Below are 21,598 nucleotides of genomic sequence, written 5' to 3'. Positions count from 1 at the left end.
CTCGACGCGGCCCTGTTTAATTACTGGATCACCCGGTAGCAAGGCGTGTATGCCTTGCCCGCCAGCTTCATCCGGCTCTGCGCCACGAATGACGCCAGCAACGCGTCCATCGGCCCCATGATTTCCTTGTCGCCGTGGATCTCGAAGTGGCCGTACTTCTCGATAGTGCGGATGCCCTCTTCCTTCACATTCCCCGCCACCACGCCCGAGAACGCCCGGCGCAGGTTGGCCGCCAGCACGTGCACCGGCTGGTTCTTGTGCAGGCTCAGGTTGCGCATGTTTTCGTGTGTCGGCGCGAACGGGCGCTGGAACTCGTCGTCGATCTTCAACGCCCAGTTGAAATAATAGGCGTCCGAACGCGATTTACGGAATTCGCGCACCTGCTTCATCCCTTCCTGCATCTCCTGCGCCACCAGTTCCGGATCGTCGACGATGATCTTGTAGCGTTTCTGTGCTTCCGGGCCAAGGGTCAGGCCGATGAACTCATTGATCTGCACGAAGTATTCGCGCGCCGTTTCCGGTCCGGTGAAGATCAGCGGGAACGGAATTTCCGCATTATCAGGGTGCAGCAGGATGCCGAGGATATAAAGAATCTCCTCGGCCGTGCCGGCGCCGCCGGGGAACACGCAGATGCCATGACCGACGCGCACGAACGCTTCCAGCCGCTTCTCGATGTCGGGCATGATGACCAGGTCGTTCACGATCGGGTTCGGCGATTCGGCCGCGATGATGCCCGGCTCCGTGATGCCCAGATAACGCCCGCCGGTAAAGCGCTGCTTCGCGTGGCCGATAGTGGCGCCCTTCATCGGACCCTTCATCGCGCCCGGACCGCAGCCGGTGCAGATATCGAGCCCACGCAAGCCAAGCTGGTAGCCCACTTCCTTCGAATAGTTATATTCAGCGCGGTTGATCGAATGGCCGCCCCAGCACACCACCAGGTTCGGATTGAGCTGCGGCTTCAGCACATTCGCATTGCGCAGGATATGGAACACCGCATCGGTGATGCCCTCGCTGCGGGCCAGGTCGAACTTCGGATTCCCGGTAACTTCGTTGCTGACGAAGACGATATCGCGCAGCACCGCGAACAGGTGCTCGTGGATACCCTTGATCATCTTGCCATCGACGAAAGCGATGGCCGGCGCACCTTTGATTTCCAGCTTGATCCCGCGTTCGCGCTGCAGGATGTTGATGTCAAACGACTTGAAACGATCCAGCAATTCCTTTCCATCGTCGATCGTGCTGCCGCAATTCAGCACCGCCAGGGCGCAGTTGCGGAAGATGTTATAGAGGCCGCCCTTGCCCGAGTCGAGCAGCTGGACCACCTCCGCCTTGGACAGGACTTCCAGCCTGCCCTCCGGAGCGATGAGAGTATCGACAACGTTGCTGTCCATGATACGTAAATCCTTTTATTTAACTTTTCGGGGACTGCACTTGCAATATACGCCCATGCTGTGCTGATTCACAGACACAAGCTTGGCAAACATACCACATTGCTGCTATGCAGCACGCGAAATTATCCTTTAACGGTGCGGGGTGGATTACAATTCGGCTTTTTTTCGACCAGGAGAAACCGCATGAGCGGTCCTACGACGCAAACCACCGAGGTTAAAATCCCTGAATTCAAGCAGATCATGGGTCACCCTGCTCCGCTCTGGATGCTGTTTATGTCTGAATTCTGGGAACGCTTTGCGTTTTATGGGATTCGCTGGGCACTGGTGCTGTACATCGTTTCGCAGTTCTACGGTGGCGATGCATCGGGCCAGGCCGCGGCCAACCTGACTTACGGTTCCTACCTGGCACTGGTATATGCCGGCGCACTGTTCGGCGGCTATGTCGCCGACCGCGTACTGGGCTACCAGCGCTCCATCCTGGTCGGCGCGGCCTTCATGGCGGCAGGCCTGTTCATGATCGCCATCCCCGACCCGACAATCTTCAAGTTCGGCCTGGCGACCATCATCGTCGGTAACGGCATGTTCAAGCCGAACATCTCGACCATGGTCGGCAAGCTGTATTCGCTGAGCGACACCCGCCGCGATTCCGGCTTCACCATCTTCTACATGGGCATTAACGTCGGCGGCTTCCTGGCCCCGATCTTCACCCAGTTGCTGGCACAAAAAGTGTTCGCAACCGGCGACACCCCGGCCTACAAGATCGTGTTCATTTCCGCCGGCGTTGGCATGATCATTTCGCTGTTCTGGTTCTACCTGGGCCGCCGTGGCCTGAAGGGCATTGGCGAACCGGCACCGGAAGCCAAGGATCCAAAGCGCATCGCTTACGTCTCGCTGGGCGCGCTGGCCGTGATCCCGGTGGTCTACGCCCTGTTGGCAGTCGGCGCCGCCGCCCTGCAAGGCGTGCTGTCCGTGCTGTTCCTGATCCTGGTGGTGATGCTGATCGTCGAAGGCGTGCGCAACGGTCCTGTGGCCCGCGACAAGACCATCGCCATGATGGTGATCTTCGCCTTCAACATCATGTTCTGGTGCTTCTTCGAGCAGGCTGGTTCGTCCTTCACCTTCCTGGCCGACCAGATCGTGAACCGTGACTTGGGCTTCATGACCTTCCCGGTCGCCTGGTTCCAGTCCGTCAACTCGCTGGCCATCATCTTCTTCGCGCCGGTTGTGGCAGCGATCTGGGTCTGGATGGGCAAGCGCGGCCAGAATCCATCGATCCCGCGCAAATTCGCACTGGGCATTATCGGCAACGGCCTGGCCTTCGGCCTGCTGATGTACGCGCTGACCCACCTGGTCGACGACAAGAAAATGATCCCGTTCTGGACCCTGTTCATGGTCTACGTGATCCAGTCCATCGGTGAGCTGTGCCTGTCCCCGATCGGCCTGTCGATGGTGACCAAGCTGGCTCCGACCCGCCTGGTCGGCATGGGCATGGGCGGCTGGTTCCTGTCCACCGGCATCGGCAACAACCTGTCCGGCATCGTCGCATCGATGATGTCCGGCGAACACGGCATGACTGTGGAATCGGCGCTGACCGGCTACACCCAGGGCTTCTGGATCCTGATCGGCGGCGGCGTGCTGCTGTTCATCCTCGCCCCATTCATCCAGAAACTGATGCACGGCGTGAAATAAAAAAATGGGGACGTACCCCATTTTTCAGGCAACAAAAAAGGCAGCCTCGGCTGCCTTTTTTGTTTCAGTTCGCTGCCAGCCAGGCGTCGAGCCTGGCTTCGGCGCCTGCCGGCAAGTGTAGTCCGAGCTTGGAGCGGCGCCACAGGATGTCCGCCGCGCTGACCGCCCATTCCTTGCGGCGTAGGTAGTTCACTTCGGCTGCGTACACACCAGGCAGGATTTCCTCCCCCATGTCGGCCACCGAAGCGCAACCTTCGAGCAGCGTATGGACCCGCGTGCCATATGCGCGCACATAACGCTTCACCAGCTCCTGCGGCAGCCAGTCGTACTTCACCTGCACCGCGGCGGCCCAGGCGCAAAATTCGAGCACCGAGCGGTTCTGCGGCACGGCGCCAAACAGGTCGCCGCCTGGCAGGCATGCCTTTTCGGTCCAGCTTTTCTCGGGCCGGCCGAGCGTCTTGCATAGAATGTCCGTTGCGTCTTCGGCCAGCTTGCGGAACGTCGTGATCTTGCCGCCGAAGATGTTCAGCAGCGGCGCGCCTTCCTTGTCGATTTCCAGGAAGTAGTCGCGCGTCACGGCTTTCGCATCGGACGCCGCGTCCTCCAGCAATGGGCGCACGCCGGCGTAGGTCCAGACCACATCGGCCGGGCGCACCGGTTCGCGGAAGTAGCCGCTGGCCAGCTCGCACAGGTAGCGGATCTCGCTTTCTTCAATCGCTACGCGCTGCGGATCGCCCTTGTATTCGAGGTCGGTCGTGCCGATCAATGTGAATTCACGTTCATACGGGATGGCAAACACGATGCGGCCATCCTTGTTCTGGAATATATAGGCCTGGTCATGCTCGAAGATGCGGCGCACCACGATATGGCTGCCTTTGACCAGGCGCAGGTTGCGTGACTGCTGCTTGCCGCCCGCCGACTGGATGAAGGACTGCGCCCAAGGACCGGCGGCATTAACCACCGCCCGGGCGGTGATGCGCTTCTCGGTACCGTCGGCCTTGCGCAGCGTGGCTACCCAGTGGTCGGCGTGGCGCTCAACGCCAACGCAACTGGTGCGGGTCAGGATGCAGGCGCCTTTGGCACAAGCGTCCATGGCATTCAGCACAACCAGCCTGGCGTCGTCGACCCAGCCATCGGAATATTCGAAGCCGGCACTGAAGGACTCTTTCAACGGCCGCCCCGCCGGGTGGCGTCGCAGGTCGATGCCGCGCGAACCTGGCAGCAGCTCACGCTTGGCCAGCATGTCGTACAGGAACAGGCCCGCGCGTATCAGCAGTGCCGGCCGCTGACCCGCGTCATGCGGCATCACGAAACGCAATGGCCACATGATGTGCGGCGCACTGCGCAACAGCACTTCACGTTCGGCCAGGGCTTTGCGCACCAGCCGGAATTCATAGTATTCCAGGTAGCGCAAGCCGCCGTGAATCAACTTGGTGGAAGCGGACGAGGTATGCGACGCCAGGTCGTCCTTCTCGCACAATACGACGCACAGGCCGCGGCCCGCCGCATCGCGCGCGATGCCCGCCCCGTTAATCCCGCCGCCAACTACCAGTACATCGCAATCTACGTCCGCCATGCGCTCCCCGACTACTGTTTATAAACGACGCCTTCTTTCATCACGAATCCTACCTTCTGCAGCAGGGTGATGTCTTTCAATGGATCGCCCGCAACCGCCACGATGTCGGCCGCAAATCCTGGCTCCAGCGAACCGAGGCGGCTGGACTGTCCCAGCAGCGATGCGGCGCCGAGCGTGGCGGAACGGATTGCCTCCAAGGCTGGCATGCCCGCCTCCACCATATAGGCGAATTCCTTGGCATTCTCGCCATGCGGGAACACGCCGGCGTCGGTGCCGAAGGCGATCTTCACGCCGGCCTTGTAGGCGCGCGCGAAAGTGCCCTGGATTTGGGGGCCGATGGCAGCCGCTTTCGGACGCACCAGCGGCGAATAATAACCGGGCTCCCTGGACTTGTCGGCGACATATCGGCCCGCACTGATGGTGGGTACGTACCAGCCGCCGGTTTTCTTGAACAGGGCGATCGTCTCGTCGTCCATGAAGGTGCCGTGCTCGATCGAGTCCACGCCGGCTTTCAGCGCGCGTTTCATCCCTTCCGCGCCGTGGGCGTGTGCCGCAACCTTGAAGCCGTAATCCCTCGCCGCGGCGATCAGCGCCTTCAATTCCGCGTCGTCAAACTGCGAATTCATGCCGCTGCTGGCCTGGCTCAGGACGCCGCCTGTGGCCGTAATCTTGATGACGTCGGCACCTTCCTGGTAGCGCGCACGCACGGCCTGTCGGGCTTCGTCAGGGCTATTGACCACTCCTTCGTCCGGGCCCGGTGTGCCGTGCAGGTGGCGCAATTCGCGCGATCTGCCGTTGCTTGGGTCGCCATGGCCGCCGGTGGTGGCGATGGCTTTGCCGGAGGTGAACATGCGTGGGCCGACAATGGCGCCGCTGTTGATGGCGCGCTTCATGGCGATATTCAGGCCCTCATTGGCGCCCAGGTCGCGCACCGTGGTGAAGCCGGCCTTGAGCGTGCGTTCGGCAAAGGCGACCGAATCGTAGGCACGGTCGATGGCGTCCAGCGTCATCTGGCCGCGCAGGGCTTCGACCTGGGGCTGGGTCTGGCTGGTCAGGTGCACGTGCATGTCGATGAAGCCGGGCATGCAGGACATTGAGCCCAGGTCCACGTCCGCCTTGCCCTTGGCCGGCTCGATCGCCTTCACAACGCCATTCTCGATGTGGAGCGTGACATTCTCGCGCCATACGCCGGCCTTTACGTCCAGCAGGCGGCCGCAATTGACAGTCTGCGTGGCGGCATTCGCCGCTCCCATTGCCAGCAGCAGGCCCGCTGCTCCCAGTTTCCTCATCGCCCAGCCTCCTTTAAGGTGTGGATTTTTCCCGCGCCGCCCACAAGAGCAGCCCCATGATTACAGCATAAGGCAGCAAGGACAGCAAATCGGCCATCGGCCCGCTGAAGAATGGGTTGCTGCTTTCCGCCCACGCGGTGACCGCAGCATCGAAGTTGGTCATTACGCCCGCGGTGATCGCGATCACGATGCCGGCCAAGGCGCCGCCTGCGATATAGCCGGATGCCAGCAGCACGCCCTCGCTGCGGTCGCCCGCGGCCTGCAGCTCTTCCTCGCTCATCCCGGCGTATTGCGGCAGCTTGTTGTTGCGGCGGTCCGCCAGCCAGCGCAGCACGCCGCCGACCGCAATCGGCAGCGTGGCCGACAGCGGCAGGTAAACCCCCACTGCAAACGAGAGCGACTGCACGCCCGACATTTCAAGCACCAAGGCGATCATCACGCCCAGCATCACCAGCGTCCACGGCAACTGCTGGTCAAGGATACCCTTGATGATGTAGGACACCAGCACCGCCTTGGGCGCATCGTATTTGCGCACCTCGGTGCCATCGGGACGCTTGTGGTGCGTGCCGTTGATGCCGGGATCGACGAACCAGACCGCCTTGCCGTCCGGCGCGACCAGGTACTTGCCTTCCGGGCCACCCTGCGCATCCGGCTTCTGCCAGACCTTGTAGCTGGCGCTGTCGCCGGCAGCTTGCGGGCCGTCGAGGCGTGCAGTAACCGCCAGCCGGGAAGCATCGGTCGCCAGGCCCGGGGCAACCTGGGCCGCCGGAACGTACACCGTGCTGGAACTATTCAGCTGCAGCAGGATCGGGCCAAGCAGCAGGGCCGACGCCAGCGAACCAACCAGCATGGCATACTGCTGCAGGCGCGGCGTGGAGCCGACCAGGAAGCCGGTCTTCAAGTCCTGCGATACGGTGCCCGCGTTGGCCGAGGCGATGCAGACAATGGCGCCAACCGACAAGGCGGTGACATAGTACTGGCCGCCGGTCCAGCCGACCATCAGGAAGATCAGGCAGGTGAACAGCAGCGTTGCCACCGCCATGCCCGAAGTCGGATTCGAGGACGAGCCGATTTCGCCGGTCAGGCGCGACGATACCGTGGAGAACAGGAAGCCAAACACCAGGATCAGCAAGGCGCCCAGCAAATTCATGTGCAGCGGGGCGGCGGCGGTGATCACAGCGATCAGGGCCAGGCAACCGATCACCACCCACTTCATCGGAATGTCCTGCTCGGTGCGGCGCGTAACGTCCGCCTTGCTGCCCTTGCCCACGCCCGACAAGCCAGCCGCCAGGCTGCGCCAGATCATCGGCATCGCACGCAGTAGCGCGATCAGGCCACCGGCGGCCACGGCGCCGGCACCGATGTACAGGATATATGCGCCGCGCACATCGTCCGGCCCCATTGCCGAAATCAGCATGGTGCCCGGCGCCAGGATGGTGCTCAGCGGGTCGCCGAAGAACTTGATCATCGGGATCAGCAGCAGGTATGACAGCACACCGCCCGCAGTCATGGTCAGCGCGATGCGCGGGCCGATGATGTAGCCCACGCCCAGTAGTTCGGGCGAGACTTCGGCGCCGATCGAGCCGCCCTTCAGGGGAGCGCCCAGCACAACGTCCGGCGTATCCTTCCATCCCTTGAACGAGACGTTGAGGGCCTTGTACAGCAGCCCGATGCCGAAGCCGCCGAAAATCAGCCGTGCCCGGCGACGCGCATCGCGCGCCGCTTCCGATTCACCCTGCAATGGCTCGCCGGCCGCCTGGCGCGAAGAATCGCTGGCCGCGGCCTTCAGCACCTCGGCGCAGGCCGTCCCCTCCGGGAATTTGAGCTCGTGGTGCTGGTCCACGATCATGGTGCGGCGCATCGGGATCATCATCAGGATGCCCAGCAAGCCGCCCAGCACGCCCACCAGCATCACGCGCCAGATCTCCAGCTCGAAGCCCAGGATCAGGATCGCCGGCATGGTCACGCCCAGGCCGAAGGCAATCGATTCCCCCGCCGAACCGGCGGTCTGCGCGATGCTGTTCTCCAGGATGCTGGCGTCCTTGCCGCCCATTTTCCTGGCCAGGCCGAAGAAGGTGATCGCAATGACCGCCACGGGAATCGATGCGCTGACAGTCAGGCCGACTTTCAGCACCAGGTACAGCGAAGAAGCGCCAAACACCATGCCCAGCAAGGTACCGAGGAACAAGGCGCGGAAAGTCATCTCCGGCAGCCGCGCCTGGTCGGGTATATAGGGACGGAACACGTAAATCCTTTTAGACTAAAACACCTAGGACTATGGCATATCTAGCAATGAAGTAGCAACTATCGAGTAGTCTATAATGCCCTCGACTTAGCAACCGAAAGAGCTGATTTGATCAATCGTCCTTCCTGGCTGAACCGCCGTAACGTCATTCGCGCCGGTGTCGGCGCGGGCCTCGCCACCCTTGCGGGCGGCATTGCCCTGGCATGTTACGCGGCCTTCGTGATCCGCCCCAACCTGCCAACGCTGGAAGCGGTCACCGATTACCGTCCCAAGATCCCGCTGCGCATTTACACGGCTGACAAGGTGCTGATCGGCGAGTTCGGTGAAGAGCACCGCGATTTCACGCCGATTGCCGAAGTGCCGGACCTGATGAAGAAGGCCGTGCTGGCGATTGAAGACTCGCGTTTCTACGAGCACGGCGGCATCGACTGGGTACGCGTGCTGGGCGCCGCCCGCGCCAACCTGCGCGGCAGCTTCCGCCAGGGCGGTTCGACCATCACCATGCAGGTGGCGCGCGATTTCTACCTGAGCAAAGACAAATTCATCTCGCGCAAGCTGGCCGAGGCCATGCTGGCCTATCGCATCGAGGATGCGCTGGACAAGGACAAGATCCTTGAACTGTACATGAACAATATCTACCTGGGCCAGCGCTCCTACGGCTTCGCCAGCGCCGCCCAGGCTTACTTCGGCAAATCGCTGAAGGAGTTGTCGATTGCCGAAACGGCGATGCTGGCCGGCCTGCCGCAAAATCCTTCGCGCAACAACCCTGCGGTCAATCCGAAGAAAGCGCGCTCGCGCCAGCAAGTGGTGCTGCGCCGCATGTTCGAACTCGACTACATCACCGAAGCGCAATACGAGAAAGCGAAGAAGGAACAGCTTCACGTCAATCATCGCGGCCAGGCATTCGACGTCCATGCCGAATACGTGGCTGAACTGGCGCGCCAGGCCGTGTTCGCGCAGTTCAAGGAAGAGAGCTACACCAAGGGCATCAACGTCTACACCACCATCCAGTCGCGCGACCAGGACGCTGCCTACGATTCGGTGCGCCGCAACGTGGTGGCCTACGACCAGCGCCACGGCTACCGCGGCCCGGAAGCCCATATCGAACTGCCGGCCGACGAGGAAGAGCGCGGCGATGCCATCGACGAAGTGCTGGGCAAGCGCGTCGTCAGCGATGGCCTGATCCCCGCCGTGGTGCTGGAAGCCAGCCCTACCCTGGTCAAGGCTGAAACCTCGGACGGCGACGTGCTGTCGATCAGCGGCGACGGCCTGAAACTGGCCGCGTCCGCGCTGTCCAGCAAGGCCAAGCCTGCCACGGCAATCCATCCCGGTGCCGTGATCCGCGTCATGCAGACTGAAAAGAAAGGCTGGGCCATCACCCAGGTGCCGCAGGTCGCCGCCGCATTCGTGGCGCTGGACGCCAACACCGGCGCCTACCAGGCCATGGTGGGCGGTTTCGACTACGGCCTGCAAAAGTTCAACCACGTGACGCAGGCCTGGCGCCAGCCCGGCTCCTCGATCAAGCCCTTCATCTATTCCGCCGCCGTCGCCAAAGGCTTCGGCCCCGGCACGGTGATCGCCGACGAGCCGATCGAACTGCCGGGCAGTTCGATCGGCCAACCGTGGAAGCCGCAAAACGACGACGGCAAGTTCGACGGCCAGGTCACCATGCGCCGCTCGCTGGCAGCGTCGAAGAACGTCCCCTCGGTGCGTATCCTGCGCGCCGCCGGCCTGGATGACACCCACGCCTACCTGGCCCGCTTCGGCTTCGACCTGTCGCGCCACCCGAAGAACTTCACCATGGCATTGGGCACCGGCGCCGTCACGCCGCTGCAGCTGGCCGGCGCCTACGCGGTATTCGCCAATGGCGGCTACCGGGCCACGCCATACCTGATCTCGCGCGTCACCGACTCCAAGGGCGTGCCGATCATGGACATCCAGCCTCCCGCTCCAGCCACGTCAGGCGAACGGGTGCTCGATGAACGCAATGTGTTCATCACCGACAGCATGATGCGCGACGTGGCGCGCAGCGGTACCGGCGCCGCCGCAGGCCGCCTGGGTCGCCCTGACCTGGCCGGCAAGACCGGCACCACCAACGATTCCTTCGACGGCTGGTTCGCCGGCTATGGCGGCGGCGTGGTGGCGGTGGCCTGGATGGGTTACGACGATCCGAAGTCGCTGGGCGGCCGCGAGTTCGGCGCCACCCTGTCGCTGCCGATCTGGATGGACTATATGCGCTCGGCGCTGCCGAAGCGCCCGCCGGTCGACCGTCCGGTGCCGGAAGGCGTGGTGCAGCTGAACGGCGACTGGCTGCTGGAAGAATACGCCAACGACCCGACCGTCCTGGCGATCGACATGGGTGAACTTCCGGACGAAGGCGAGGAGCCGGTGCCCGCCGACGGCACCCCGCAACCCCCGGCGACACCGGCATCGCCGGCCGTGCCAATCCAGCCGGCCCAGCCGGCGCTGCAGCAGGTCCCGCCACAGCAAGCCCCGGTGGGGGCCTGAACATGCCGGGCCAACGGGCTCCATCGTTCCGGCGCCGGCGCCTGCTCGGCGCCGCCGCAGTGTTCGCCCCGCTGGCGGCCATCGCGCCTGCCGCGCTCGCCCGCAGCGCCAATTCGCCTATTCCGCGCGTTTATATGATCCTGTTTCGCGGCGAGACCGATGTCGAAGCCGGCTTCCATCAATGGTTCAAGGACAACCGGCTGCAAGCGGACTTCATGGTTCGCAGCGTGGACATGGACGCCAGCCGCGTGCCGGCCTTGCTGGAAGAGGCCCGCGCCTGGCGCGCAGACCTGATCTACACCTGGGGCACGCCGGTCACCATGGCCGTGGCAGCCCGGGAGTTTGATGTCCCCATTGTATTCACCATGGTATCGGCGCCGATTGCGGCCGGGCTGACGCAAAGCCTGGCCTCGTCCCGGCGCAACCTGACGGGCGTCAGCCACGTGGTGCCGGCGCGCCAGCAAATGAGCGCCATTCAAAGCTACCGCCGCGTCGACCGCATCGGTGCGATCTTCAATCCCAATGAAGTCAACGCGAAAGTGGCCATCCGCGAAATGCGGGCAGAGGCTGCTCGTGCAGGCGCTGCATTCAATGCCCGCCCCGTCCCGCTCGACGCAGCGGGACAACCGCGCGCCGACGCGATTCCCGGCATGCTGGCGGATTTCGCCGAAAACAGGACGCAGCTGATCTATATCGGCCCCGACAGCTTCATTGCCTCCCAGCGCATCCTGGTCACGGAAACCGCGCTGGCGCTTGGCCTGCCGGTGTTTTCCGCCGCCGAAGTCGCCCTGCGCGACGGCAGCGCGCTGTTTGGCCTGGTGGCTGGCTATCAGAATGTCGGGCGACTGACTGCCCATAAAGCGGCCCGGATCCTGTACCATCGCGTCAAGCCCGCCGCGCTTCCGATTGAAACGCCGGGCGCTTACTCTTACCTCGTCAACATGGACGTGGCACGCCAGCTCGGCATGATGCCGCCGGCCCGCGTGCTGCAGTTTGCGGAGCAAATCAAATGATCCCGCTGTCGCCGCCGGTATTGCAGCAGATGGCCATGGGCCTGGCCTATGGATTGACTGACGTCGGCACTGTACGCCCCAGCAACCAGGACAACCTGCTGCTGCTGCCGGAACTGAACCTGGTCGCCGTCGCCGACGGCATGGGCGGCCACGTCGGCGGCGATATCGCCAGTACCGAAGCCTTGCTGCTGGTATGGAAGCATCTGCGCGCCCAGCACGTGCCGGGCAGCGATGCCGAGGCCCTGCGTCAGTTGCATGAAGCGGTCTTGTTCGCCAACAGCACCCTGTTCCGCAACAACGCGGCAGCCGGCCTGGCCGACGGCTATGGCATGGGCACGACGTTGACCGGCATGTGGCAGCCGCATGCCGACGGCCCTGCTTTCATCTTCCACGTCGGCGACAGCCGGATCTATCGCTACCGCGACGGGCTCCTGGCGCAGTTGACCCACGACCAGACGCTGTACCAGCAGGCGCTGGAAGCCGGCATGAAAGGCATCCTGCCGCCGCGGAACCTGCTGCTGCAAGCGATCGGGCCGGCCGAGGAAGTGCGGCCGGACGTGTTCACCCACCCGGTGGCCGCGGGCGATCTCTACCTGTTGTGCAGTGACGGCATGTACGGCGCCTCGACGTCGGAAGACCTGGCCGCCCTGCTGGCCAACGCCGGCCCGGACAACCTGCCCGAGACCTGCGCCGCGCTGGTCGAGAAAGCCAAGCAGGATGGCAGCCGCGATAACATTACGGCCATCCTGCTGCTCTGCCCGGCCTAGAACTCTTCCCAATCATCGCCTGGCTTGCCGGCGGCCGTTGCCGGACGGCGCGTCTCGGCGCGCAAACCCGGGCTACCATCCACGCCAGCTGCGCCTGGAGCGGCGCCCGCCGCGGCCTGCAGTTCGCTGCGCCGGGCGGCACGTTGTTCGCTACCGCGCGCCGGCCTCGCCACGGCCAGCGCCCTCGCCTGCGTTGACGGCCGCCGCGCCGGCGCCTCGGCGCCCATCGCCGCCACGGCCGCAGGATCGAGCTTGAACACGCTCACCACCTCCATCAAACGCGCAGCCTGCTCCTCCAGTGCGGCCGATGCCGCGGCAGCCTCCTCAACCAATGCCGCGTTCTGCTGCGTCACATGATCCATCTGGCTGATCGCCGTGTTGATCTGGTCAATGCCCGCGCTTTGCTCCTGCGTCGCCAGGCTGATTTCGGAGATGATGTCGGTCACGCGCTGCACGCTGGTGACCACTTCGCCCATGGTCGCTCCCGCCTCGCCAACCAGCCTGCTGCCGGCGCCGACCTTCTCCACCGAGTCGCCGATCAGCTGCTTGATTTCCTTCGCCGCAGCCGCCGAACGCTGCGCCAGATTGCGCACCTCGGACGCCACGACGGCAAAGCCGCGTCCCTGTTCGCCGGCCCGCGCCGCCTCCACCGCTGCATTCAGCGCCAGGATATTGGTCTGGAACGCGATGCCATCGATCACGCTGATGATATCGACGATCTTGCTGGACGACTCGTTGATCGAATCCATGGTTTCCACCACGCGCGCCACCACTTCGCCGCCCTTGGCCGCCACCGTCGACGCAGTCTTGGCCAGCTGGTTCGCCTGCAGTGCATTGTCGGAATTGTGCCGCACGGTGGACGTCAATTCCTCCATCGACGACGCGGTTTCCTCCAGCGAACTGGCCTGTTCCTCGGTGCGGCTGGACAAATCCATATTGCCGGTCGCAATTTCCGACGTGGCGCTGCCGATCATGCCGGTGCCCTTGCGCACCTGGCCCACGACGCGGATCAGGCTTTCGTTCATATCCTTCAGCGCCTGCAGCAACTGGCCGGTCTCCTCTGACGTCTCGACAGAAATATCGCTGGTCAGGTCGCCCGCAGCGACCGTCTGCGCCACTTTCACGGCCGACTCGATCGGCCGCGTGATCGCCAACGCGATATACCACGCAATCGCAATCGCCAGCGCCATCGCGACCACGGCTGTGATGACCATCACGCGCTCCGCCGAGACGACCGCTTCGCTACCGGACCGGATCGAATCTTTCGCAATGTTGTCATTCAGTTCAATGATCTTGTTCAGCGTCTGCTCCGCCTTGCTGAACAAGGGTCCCGATGCCTGGTATTGCTGGAAGAACTGGGCAAACATTTCCTTCTGCTTCGCTTCATCCTGATTGCCGGCCAAGGCAGACACGATGCCGCCAAGCTTCGCGTCGGCCGCCTTCCAGGCTTCCCATTCGCCGACAAACTGCTTCCACATCACAGCTTCCTCAGCGGTTTGCGGCAGCGGTTCGTATTTCTTCCAGCCCGCCGTTGCCTTCGCCCAGGCCGCGTCGCGCGCCTTCGCCACGTCGGCGAACTTGGCCTGCGCCTGGTAATCGTTCTCGTAGATAGCCGTCGACAAGGTCGCCTTATCGACCGCGGTCTGGCCTTCACTCAGGACCAGCAAGCCGTGGATCGACGGTAGCCGCACCACACCGATCTCATTGACCGACTCGCCCACTTTCGCAATGCCGCCGTAGCCGGCGATGCCAAGTACCGCCAACGCCAACATCATGACCGCCACCAGCACGGCCAATTTCCATTTGATCAGAAGGTTCTTGAACATGAATCCACCTTTCTTCTGAGGCACGGTTATTAATCAAGTGATATTTGGTGAGATTGTGCTCCTCCCGAACGAATATCGGACTTTAATTCCTGTGCGTCAACGGAATCCCGTCACCGCGCACCATTCGTGCAACAAAGTGATTTGGCACTGAAGGAACCCACCGTACTTATTCAGCAATCTTGTCGCGCGCCGCATTGCCGGTGCTAGATTGGACTCTCCCACCACCCATCAGCACAGGAGGCTTTATGAAGAAGTTCGTCTGGCAGCTGCTCTCGGTCCTGTTCATCGCCATCACCTCACTCCCCGCTTCTGCAACCGGCTACACACAAACCCGTTACCCCATCGTCCTGGTGCACGGCCTGTTCGGCTTTGACAGCCTTGGCCCGCTCGAATACTTTTACGGCGTTCCCGGTGCACTGCGTAGCGGCGGAGCGCGGGTCTACGTGACCTCGGTGTCGGCAGCCAACAGCACGGAAGTTCGCGGCGAGCAGCTCCTGTTCCAGGTCCGCCAGATACTTGCCGCCACCGGCGCCGAAAAGGTCAACCTGATCGGCCATAGCCACGGCGGCCCGACCTCACGCTATGTCGCCTCGGTGCGGCCGGACCTGGTGGCCTCGGTGACCAGCATTGGCGGGGTGAACAAGGGCTCCAAGGTGGCGGATGCGCTGGTCGGCGCCGCGCCGGACCTGGTCTACAGCATTGGCAACGCGCTGGGCGGCTTCCTCGGCCTGATCTCGGGCAGCCCTTCGCTGCCGCAGAACGCCTACGCGGCAGCACAATCGCTCAGCACGACCGGCACCGCAACCTTCAACGCCCGCCATCCCGCCGGCCTGCCTTCGACCGCCTGCGGCGAGGGTGCGCACCAAGCCAACGGCGTGTATTACTTCTCCTGGAGCGGCGCAACGCCCTATACCAACATCTTCGATCCCGCCGATCCCTTCCTCGCCGTCACTTCCATCGCGTTTGGCGGCGCCAAGAACGATGGCCTGGTCGCGAGCTGCTCGTCCCACCTTGGCCGAGTGATCCGCGACGACTACTGGATGAACCACCTCGATGAGGTCAACCAGATGGTCGGCATCACCCACCTGTTCGAAACCAGTCCGGTGACGCTGTTCCGCCAGCACGCCAACCGCCTGCAGGGAATGGGCCTGTGAGCGCCCGGGGACGGGCGGGATTGGCGGCGTTCGTCCTGGCGGCAGCCGGCGCGGGCGCTCTCTGGGTCTGGGGTGCCAGCGCCCCGCCGGCACAGCCGCCCGGCCCGGGCGCCCAACCCGGGCCGCCGGCGAGGTCGCCGGCACCGGTCCCCTTCGTCCCCTCCATGGCCGGCACCCAGCCCGACGGCCGGCTGGACGCCGCTGCCGGCAGCGGGCTGAAAGTCGACGCCGAGCTGCGGCACCTGTTCGACTACTACCTGTCCGCCTTGGGCGAAGCCGGGCTGCCCGCCATCCGCGCGGGCATCGAGCGCGAATTGGAACGGCGCCTGCAACCCGCCGCAGCCGCTGAAGCCAAGCGGCTTCTCGCTCAGTACCTGGCCTACAAACGGGCCCTGGCCGAAGCCGAACAAAGTGTGGGCGCCCCGGCATCCGGTACCTCGTTGGCCGCCGCAGCGCGCAGTCGATTGCTCGCCATGCAGGAACTGCGCAAGCGCTATTTCAGCCCCGTCGAAACTGCAGGACTGTTCGGCGACACGGACGCCCGTGACCAGGACGCCATCGCCCGCCTGGCGCTGGCGGACGACAAATCCCTGACGCCCGCCCAGCGCCTGCAGAAGATGGCGGACCTGGACCGCAACCTGCCCGCCGGGCTTCAGGAAGAACGGACCGCCCCGCAGAGGGTGCTCAACGTCGAACAGCAGGTCGAAGCGGCCCGCAACGGCGGCGCCAGCGACGATGAGGTTTTCCGGCTGCGCGCAGCGGCATTCGACCCGCAAGCCGCCAACCGGTTGGCCCAACTCGACCGCGAACAAGCCGAATGGGTGCGCCGGGTCGCGGCCTACCGTTCGGCAAGCACCGCCCTGGGCGGCAACCCGGCCGCAATCCAGCAACTGCGCGATAGTCTTTTTACATCGTGGGAACAAAAACGGCTGGGCGCCTACGAATAGATGCTTGCACTATAATGTGGGGCCAGCATATTAGTGTCTCCTCAGTTAGCGCCACGTTTGCATGCCTTTCGACTTCAAAAAAGCACTTCCCAAGCCCGGCAATCGCTTTGCCTTGCCCAACCTGTTCGGCTCCGGTGACGCCTACGCGCTGGCGAAAACCGCACTCGAATTGAAGGCGCGCGGCCAGATGCTGGCCGTGGTCGTAGCCCAGGCCAGCGACGGCCAGCGCCTGCTGGCCGAGATCCCATGGTTCGCCAACAACGGTCTGCGCTGCCATCTGCTGCCGGACTGGGAAACGCTGCCTTACGACGCATTCTCGCCGCACCAGGACCTGGTGTCCGAGCGGCTGGCAACCCTGCACGAGATCCAGACCGGCCAGTGCGACGTGGCCATCATCCCGGCCACGACCGCGCTGGTGCGCATGGCGCCGCCCTCCTTCCTGGCCGCTTACACTTTCTTCTTCAAGCAAGGCGAATCGCTGGACGAGGCCCAGCTCAAGTCGCAACTGACCCTGGCCGGCTATACCCACGTCACCCAGGTGATGTCGCCCGGCGAATATTCGGTGCGCGGAGGGCTGATCGACCTGTTCCCGATGGGTTCCGCCCTGCCGTATCGCCTGGACCTGTTTGGCGACACCATTGAAACCATCCGCACTTTCGATGCCGACACCCAGCGCTCGCTGTACCCGGTCAAGGAAGTGCGCCTGCTGCCGGGCCGTGAATTCCCGATGGACGAAGCCTCGCGCACCGCCTTCCGCAGCCGCTGGCGCGAGACTTTCGAAGGCGACCCATCGCGCTCCGTGGTCTACAAGGACATCAGCAGCGGCATCGCCTCGGCCGGCATCGAGTATTACCTGCCGCTGTTCTTCGACGAAACCGCAACCTTCTTCGACTACCTGCCGCCGGAAGCCAGCGTGGCCATGGTCGGCGACATCGACACCGCCATCAAGCGCTTCTGGGCCGACACCGAGTCGCGCTACAAATTCCTGAAGGCCGACCGCGAGCGCCCGATCCTGCCGCCGCAGGACATTTTCCTCGGCGACGAACAGTTCTTCGTGCTGGCCAAGCCGCACCCACGGCTCGCCGTATCGCGCGACATGTCGCTGCCATCGTCCGAGCTGTCGGCGCCGATCCCGAATATCGCGGTCAACCGCCACCTGGACGACCCGCTGACCAACCTGCGCGCCTACCTGCTGCAATCGGGCCGCCGCGTGATGATCTGTGCCGAAAGCAACGGCCGCCGCGAGACCCTGCAGCAGTATTTCGCCGAGTTCGAGCTGGCGCCAGCCCTGGTCGAGGGCTTCGACGGCTTCCTCGCCAGCGACGCCAAGGTGGTGCTGGGCGTCTCGCCGCTGCACGCCGGCTTCGAACTGGACGAGGGCCTGGCCTTCATCACCGAAACCGAACTGTACGCAGGCAGCGGCCGCCGCGCCGGCCGCAAGAAACAGGAGGCGGTCACGCAGGTCGAATCGATGGTACGCGACCTGTCCGAGCTCAAGATCGGCGACCCGGTAGTGCACATCAACCACGGCATCGGCCGCTATATGGGCCTGGTCAGCATGGACCTGGGCGAAGGCGAGACCGAATTCCTGCACCTGGAATACGCCAAGGAGAGCAAGCTGTATGTACCGGTATCGCAGCTCCACGTAATCTCGCGCTACTCCGGCGCCGCGCCGGACGACGCACCGTTGCACACCCTCGGCTCCGGCCAATGGGACAAAGCCAAGCGCAAGGCCGCCGAACAAGTGCGCGACACCGCCGCCGAGCTGCTCAACCTGTACGCGCGCCGTGCCGCCCGCCAGGGCCACTCCTTCGAATACTCCTCGCAGGATTACGAGCGCTTCGCCGACAGCTTCGGCTTCGACGAGACGCCCGACCAGGCGGCCGCGATCGTGAACGTGATCAAGGACATGACCTCCGGCAAGCCGATGGACCGCCTGGTGTGCGGCGACGTCGGTTTCGGCAAGACCGAAGTCGCTCTGCGCGCGGCATTCATCGCCGTCATGGGCGGCAAGCAGGTCGCCCTCCTGGCGCCAACCACCCTGCTCGCCGAACAACACGCGCAGACCTTCGCCGACCGCTTCGCCGACTGGCCCGTACGGATCGCCGAAATGTCGCGCTTCCGCACCGGCAAAGAGATCGCCAATGCGATCAAAGGCATGCAGGACGGCACCCTGGACATCGTGATCGGCACCCACAAGCTGCTGTCGGACGACGTCAAGTTCGACCGCCTCGGCCTGGTCATCATCGACGAAGAGCACCGCTTCGGCGTGCGCCAGAAAGAAGCGCTGAAATCCCTGCGCGCCGAAGTCGACGTGCTGACCCTGACGGCAACCCCGATTCCGCGCACCCTTGGCATGGCGCTGGAAGGCTTGCGCGACTTTTCCGTCATTGCCACCGCACCGCAAAAGCGCCTGGCCATCAAGACCTTCGTGCGCAGCGAAAACGACTCCATCATCCGCGAAGCCGTGCTGCGTGAACTGAAGCGCGGCGGCCAGGTCTACTTCCTGCACAACGAGGTCGAGACCATCCAGAACCGCCTGGCCAAGCTGACCGAAATGCTGCCCGAAGCGCGCATTGCGGTGGCCCACGGCCAGATGCACGAACGCGACCTGGAAAAGGTGATGCGCGACTTCGTGGCGCAGCGCTACAACATCCTGCTGTGCACGACGATTATCGAAACCGGTATCGACGTGCCGACCGCGAACACCATCATCATGCACCGCGCCGACAAGTTCGGGCTGGCGCAGTTGCACCAGCTGCGCGGCCGCGTCGGCCGTTCGCACCACCAGGCCTATGCCTACCTGCTGGTGACCGACGTGCAAGGCCTGACCAAGCAAGCGCAGCGCCGCCTGGACGCCATCCAGCAGATGGAAGAACTGGGCTCCGGCTTCTACCTGGCGATGCACGACCTGGAAATCCGCGGTGCCGGCGAAGTGCTGGGCGAAAACCAGTCCGGCGAAATGCTGGAAGTCGGCTTCCAGCTCTACACCGACATGCTGAACGAGGCCGTACGCTCGCTGAAAGCCGGCAAAGAGCCCGACCTGGCGGCCCCGCTGGCCACCACCACCGAAATCAACCTGCACACGCCTGCCCTGCTACCAGCGGACTTCTGCGGCGACGTGCACGAACGCCTGTCGATCTACAAACGCCTGGCCAATTGCGAAACCCAGAACGCAATCGACGACCTGCAAGAGGAGCTGATCGACCGCTTTGGCAAACTGCCTGAATCCGCCAAAGCGCTGGTGGAGACCCACCGCCTGCGCATCGCCGCCAAGACTGTCGGCATCGTCAAGATCGATGCCCACTCGGAAGCGGTCAACCTGCAGTTCATGCCGCAGCCACCGATCGACCCGATGCGCATCATCCACCTGATCCAGAACCAGCGCCACATCAAGCTGAATGGACAGGACAAGCTCAAGATCACAGCGAACATGCCTGACCTGGCGGCCCGCGTGAACCAGATCAAGACCGCCATCAAACAATTGACATGAACCACGACATGACCATGAACCTTGTGCTGCAAGGCGTCGGCGAATGCGCCGCCCGCCTGCAACGCATTGCCGCCCTGACCGCGCCCAAGAACGTGGTGACTGTTTCCGACAACGCCCTGCGCTGCGAAGGAATCAGCTTCACGCCAGCCCTGCGCCAGACCATCGAGATTGCAGCCCAGGCGGCCCAGCTCGACGCAACCTACATGATGGGCGTGCGCCGCCTGGACGAATTCAAGCTGGTGGCAATGGATATGGATTCGACCCTGATCACCATCGAGTGCATCGACGAAATCGCCGACATGCAGGGCCTGAAGCCGCAAGTATCCGAAATCACCGAAGCCGCCATGCGCGGCGAGCTCGATTTCTCCGAAAGCCTGAAGCGCCGCGTGGCACTGCTGGAAGGCCTGGAAGCATCGGCCCTGGAACGCGTTTACGAAGAACGCCTGCGCCTGTCGATGGGCGCCGAGGACATGCTGAAAGCGGTACAAGCCGCCGGCCTGAAAACCCTGCTGGTATCGGGCGGCTTCACCTTCTTCACCGAACGCCTGAAGACCCGCCTGGGCCTCGACTTCACCCGCGCCAACGAACTGGAGATCGTCGACGGAAAGCTGACCGGCAAAGTAATCGGCGAGATCGTCGACGCCACCGTCAAGCGCGACACGGTCGAACACGTATGCGCCGCCATCGGCATCCTGCCGGAGCAAGCCATCGTCATGGGCGACGGCGCCAACGACCTGAAGATGATGGGCATCTCCGGCATGTCGGTCGCCTTCCGCGCCAAGCCCGTGGTGCGCGAACAAGCCAACGTCGCCCTCAACTTCGTCGGCCTGGACGGCATCCTGAACCTGCTAGCGCATTAAAAGTCGGGGTCAGCTCTGGCAACCCGCCATTTCGGCCGGTTTTCAGACCTGCCCGAAGGTTGCCGGCTTCAGGGCAAGCTGTTACTTCGCATGGCCAGCAAGCCAGGAAAGCCTAAGCTCGGCCACAGTGGTTTCGCCAATCGCAACCAGCGTCCCGCGGTTCGCATCGTATATATGGGCTGGAAAATTGGGCAAGGCCGCAATGGTTGAACGAGATGCTATATCCCAAACAGTACAGCTCTTTTCATCAACGACGACAAGCCGCTTTCCGTCACTGAACAGGTTTCGAGGAACCTGATCCGCTTCCATTGGCCATTGCTCATCCGATGATCGGTCGGTGGATGTCGTATCGGAGATTTGTACACCAGGTCGTTTTCCGCTCTCCTCAGGATCTCCCGAATCAACCAAGCCCCACATCGCAACATGATGGTCGCCAATCCAGCAAGTGGGAGTGTTCCAGTCGTCCCGAAATACGAGATCAACAACAGAAGGACCATCTTCACTTTCCCACGGATTGCGGCGCAGCCAATCCGTGGCTGACCAAATGCGTGGCACGGAAACCGGATGCCAGACCCACCCATCATCAAGGATGCTGCTGCCATCGGGGCTGGGCCACAGCCTGCCATGGAAGTAGTCGAGATAGTGAGCCGGCCTTGGGCCACCATCTTCATATGTCGCGATATGCCGGTCGGTGAGCGAGACTCCCGTTGCAGGATCCGCAGTCTCCAGCCGATTCCAAGCGCTGGGACCTGTCAGGAATTTTGTGTGCCGGGGTCGCGGTTTGATTAATTGATCGCGTTGGTAAAGCGTTCCCCAAACAGAATGGCAAATTGATTGGCG

13 protein-coding genes and 1 pseudogene are annotated in these 21,598 nt (G+C 63.4%); 8 read left to right on the top strand and 6 right to left on the bottom strand.

All coding sequences use genetic code 11. The features are described 5' to 3' along the window. Window positions 1-20 precede the first annotated feature (20 nt). Entirely contained in the window at window positions 21-1,391 is a 1,371-nt protein-coding gene (gene ppnN / locus BM269_RS24555) for a nucleotide 5'-monophosphate nucleosidase PpnN (protein WP_090443597.1), read from the bottom strand. Window positions 1,392-1,574: 183 nt separating this feature from the next. Here ppnN and BM269_RS24550 point away from each other — a divergent pair, with 183 nt between their 5' ends. Next, complete coding sequence (locus BM269_RS24550; RefSeq protein WP_090443594.1) at window positions 1,575-3,080, top strand: peptide MFS transporter; 1,506 nt, start codon at window positions 1,575-1,577, stop codon at window positions 3,078-3,080. Window positions 3,081-3,144: 64 nt separating this feature from the next. On the opposite strand, the gene glpD is transcribed toward BM269_RS24550, so the two are convergent. From glpD to BM269_RS24535, 3 genes are read right to left on the bottom strand one after another with little or no spacing between them, the layout of a single operon-like run. After that, the gene (gene glpD / locus BM269_RS24545; protein WP_090443591.1) at window positions 3,145-4,656 is read right to left on the bottom strand and encodes a glycerol-3-phosphate dehydrogenase; all 1,512 of its coding nucleotides are present in this window, start codon (window positions 4,654-4,656) and stop codon (window positions 3,145-3,147) included. 11 nt (window positions 4,657-4,667) lie between these two features. Beyond that, a complete protein-coding gene (locus BM269_RS24540) occupies window positions 4,668-5,945 on the bottom strand; it encodes a metal-dependent hydrolase family protein (protein ID WP_090443588.1) in 1,278 nt (425 codons plus the stop codon). Window positions 5,946-5,958: 13 nt separating this feature from the next. Further along, on the bottom strand, window positions 5,959-8,190 hold the full coding sequence (locus tag BM269_RS24535; RefSeq protein WP_229204788.1) for an OPT family oligopeptide transporter: 2,232 nt from the start codon (window positions 8,188-8,190) through the stop codon (window positions 5,959-5,961). A 108-nt stretch (window positions 8,191-8,298) separates the two neighbouring features. On the opposite strand from BM269_RS24535, the gene BM269_RS24530 reads away from it, so the two are divergent. Genes BM269_RS24530 through BM269_RS24520 form a run of 3 tightly spaced genes read left to right on the top strand, consistent with a single transcriptional unit; the run spans window position 8,299 to window position 12,478 of the window. Further along, a complete protein-coding gene (locus BM269_RS24530; protein WP_090443583.1) occupies window positions 8,299-10,698 on the top strand; it encodes a penicillin-binding protein 1A in 2,400 nt (799 codons plus the stop codon). Window positions 10,699-10,700: 2 nt separating this feature from the next. Continuing rightward, window positions 10,701-11,711, top strand: coding sequence for an ABC transporter substrate-binding protein (locus BM269_RS24525; protein WP_090443580.1), 1,011 nt, complete (start codon window positions 10,701-10,703; stop codon window positions 11,709-11,711). Further along, the gene (locus tag BM269_RS24520) at window positions 11,708-12,478 is read left to right on the top strand and encodes a PP2C family protein-serine/threonine phosphatase (RefSeq protein ID WP_090443577.1); all 771 of its coding nucleotides are present in this window, start codon (window positions 11,708-11,710) and stop codon (window positions 12,476-12,478) included. Before BM269_RS24525 ends, BM269_RS24520 begins: the two co-directional genes overlap by 4 nt. Here BM269_RS24520 and BM269_RS24515 read toward each other — a convergent pair. Continuing rightward, the gene (locus BM269_RS24515) at window positions 12,475-14,304 is read right to left on the bottom strand and encodes a methyl-accepting chemotaxis protein (protein WP_090443575.1); all 1,830 of its coding nucleotides are present in this window, start codon (window positions 14,302-14,304) and stop codon (window positions 12,475-12,477) included. The two genes, BM269_RS24520 and BM269_RS24515, sit on opposite strands and share 4 nt — an antisense overlap. A 245-nt stretch (window positions 14,305-14,549) precedes the next feature. Between BM269_RS24515 and BM269_RS24510 the strand changes: the two genes are divergently transcribed. The 4 genes from BM269_RS24510 (at window position 14,550) to serB (ending at window position 20,758) form a co-directional block, all read left to right on the top strand. Next, window positions 14,550-15,458: an esterase/lipase family protein gene (locus tag BM269_RS24510; protein ID WP_090443573.1), complete on the top strand. Its 909-nt coding sequence runs from the start codon at window positions 14,550-14,552 to the stop codon at window positions 15,456-15,458. A 164-nt stretch (window positions 15,459-15,622) separates the two neighbouring features. Further along, window positions 15,623-16,405, top strand: a complete 783-nt coding sequence (locus BM269_RS24505; protein WP_229204787.1) for a lipase secretion chaperone — start codon at window positions 15,623-15,625, stop codon at window positions 16,403-16,405. A gap of 61 nt (window positions 16,406-16,466) precedes the next feature. After that, window positions 16,467-19,898, top strand: a complete 3,432-nt coding sequence (gene mfd, locus BM269_RS24500; protein ID WP_090443566.1) for a transcription-repair coupling factor — start codon at window positions 16,467-16,469, stop codon at window positions 19,896-19,898. A 14-nt stretch (window positions 19,899-19,912) separates the two neighbouring features. Next, window positions 19,913-20,758, top strand: coding sequence for a phosphoserine phosphatase SerB (gene serB, locus BM269_RS24495; RefSeq protein ID WP_090443837.1), 846 nt, complete (start codon window positions 19,913-19,915; stop codon window positions 20,756-20,758). 81 nt (window positions 20,759-20,839) lie between these two features. On the opposite strand, the pseudogene BM269_RS29545 reads toward serB, so the two are convergent. After that, window positions 20,840-21,598, bottom strand: a pseudogene (locus BM269_RS29545) (hypothetical protein); the annotation flags it as partial.

Source organism: Duganella sp. CF458 (assembly GCF_900113115.1).
Taxonomy (GTDB): domain Bacteria; phylum Pseudomonadota; class Gammaproteobacteria; order Burkholderiales; family Burkholderiaceae_D; genus Rugamonas.
The sequence above is the reverse complement of the archived record's forward strand: the minus strand, read 5'-3'. Positions and strand labels throughout refer to the sequence as shown.

Bases quoted from the DNA above. Each gene is read 5' to 3' on its own strand.
- BM269_RS24505 (WP_229204787.1), top strand. From the start codon at position 15,623: ATGGCCGGCACCCAGCCCGACGGCCGGCTGGACGCCGCTGCCGGCAGC.
- BM269_RS24515 (WP_090443575.1), bottom strand. From the start codon at position 14,304: ATGTTCAAGAACCTTCTGATCAAATGGAAATTGGCCGTGCTGGTGGCG.
- BM269_RS24520 (WP_090443577.1), top strand. From the start codon at position 11,708: ATGATCCCGCTGTCGCCGCCGGTATTGCAGCAGATGGCCATGGGCCTG.
- glpD (WP_090443591.1), bottom strand. From the start codon at position 4,656: ATGGCGGACGTAGATTGCGATGTACTGGTAGTTGGCGGCGGGATTAAC.
- BM269_RS24550 (WP_090443594.1), top strand. From the start codon at position 1,575: ATGAGCGGTCCTACGACGCAAACCACCGAGGTTAAAATCCCTGAATTC.
- BM269_RS24540 (WP_090443588.1), bottom strand. From the start codon at position 5,945: ATGAGGAAACTGGGAGCAGCGGGCCTGCTGCTGGCAATGGGAGCGGCG.
- ppnN (WP_090443597.1), bottom strand. From the start codon at position 1,391: ATGGACAGCAACGTTGTCGATACTCTCATCGCTCCGGAGGGCAGGCTG.
- BM269_RS24510 (WP_090443573.1), top strand. From the start codon at position 14,550: ATGAAGAAGTTCGTCTGGCAGCTGCTCTCGGTCCTGTTCATCGCCATC.
- BM269_RS24525 (WP_090443580.1), top strand. From the start codon at position 10,701: ATGCCGGGCCAACGGGCTCCATCGTTCCGGCGCCGGCGCCTGCTCGGC.
- mfd (WP_090443566.1), top strand. From the start codon at position 16,467: ATGCCTTTCGACTTCAAAAAAGCACTTCCCAAGCCCGGCAATCGCTTT.
- serB (WP_090443837.1), top strand. From the start codon at position 19,913: ATGAACCTTGTGCTGCAAGGCGTCGGCGAATGCGCCGCCCGCCTGCAA.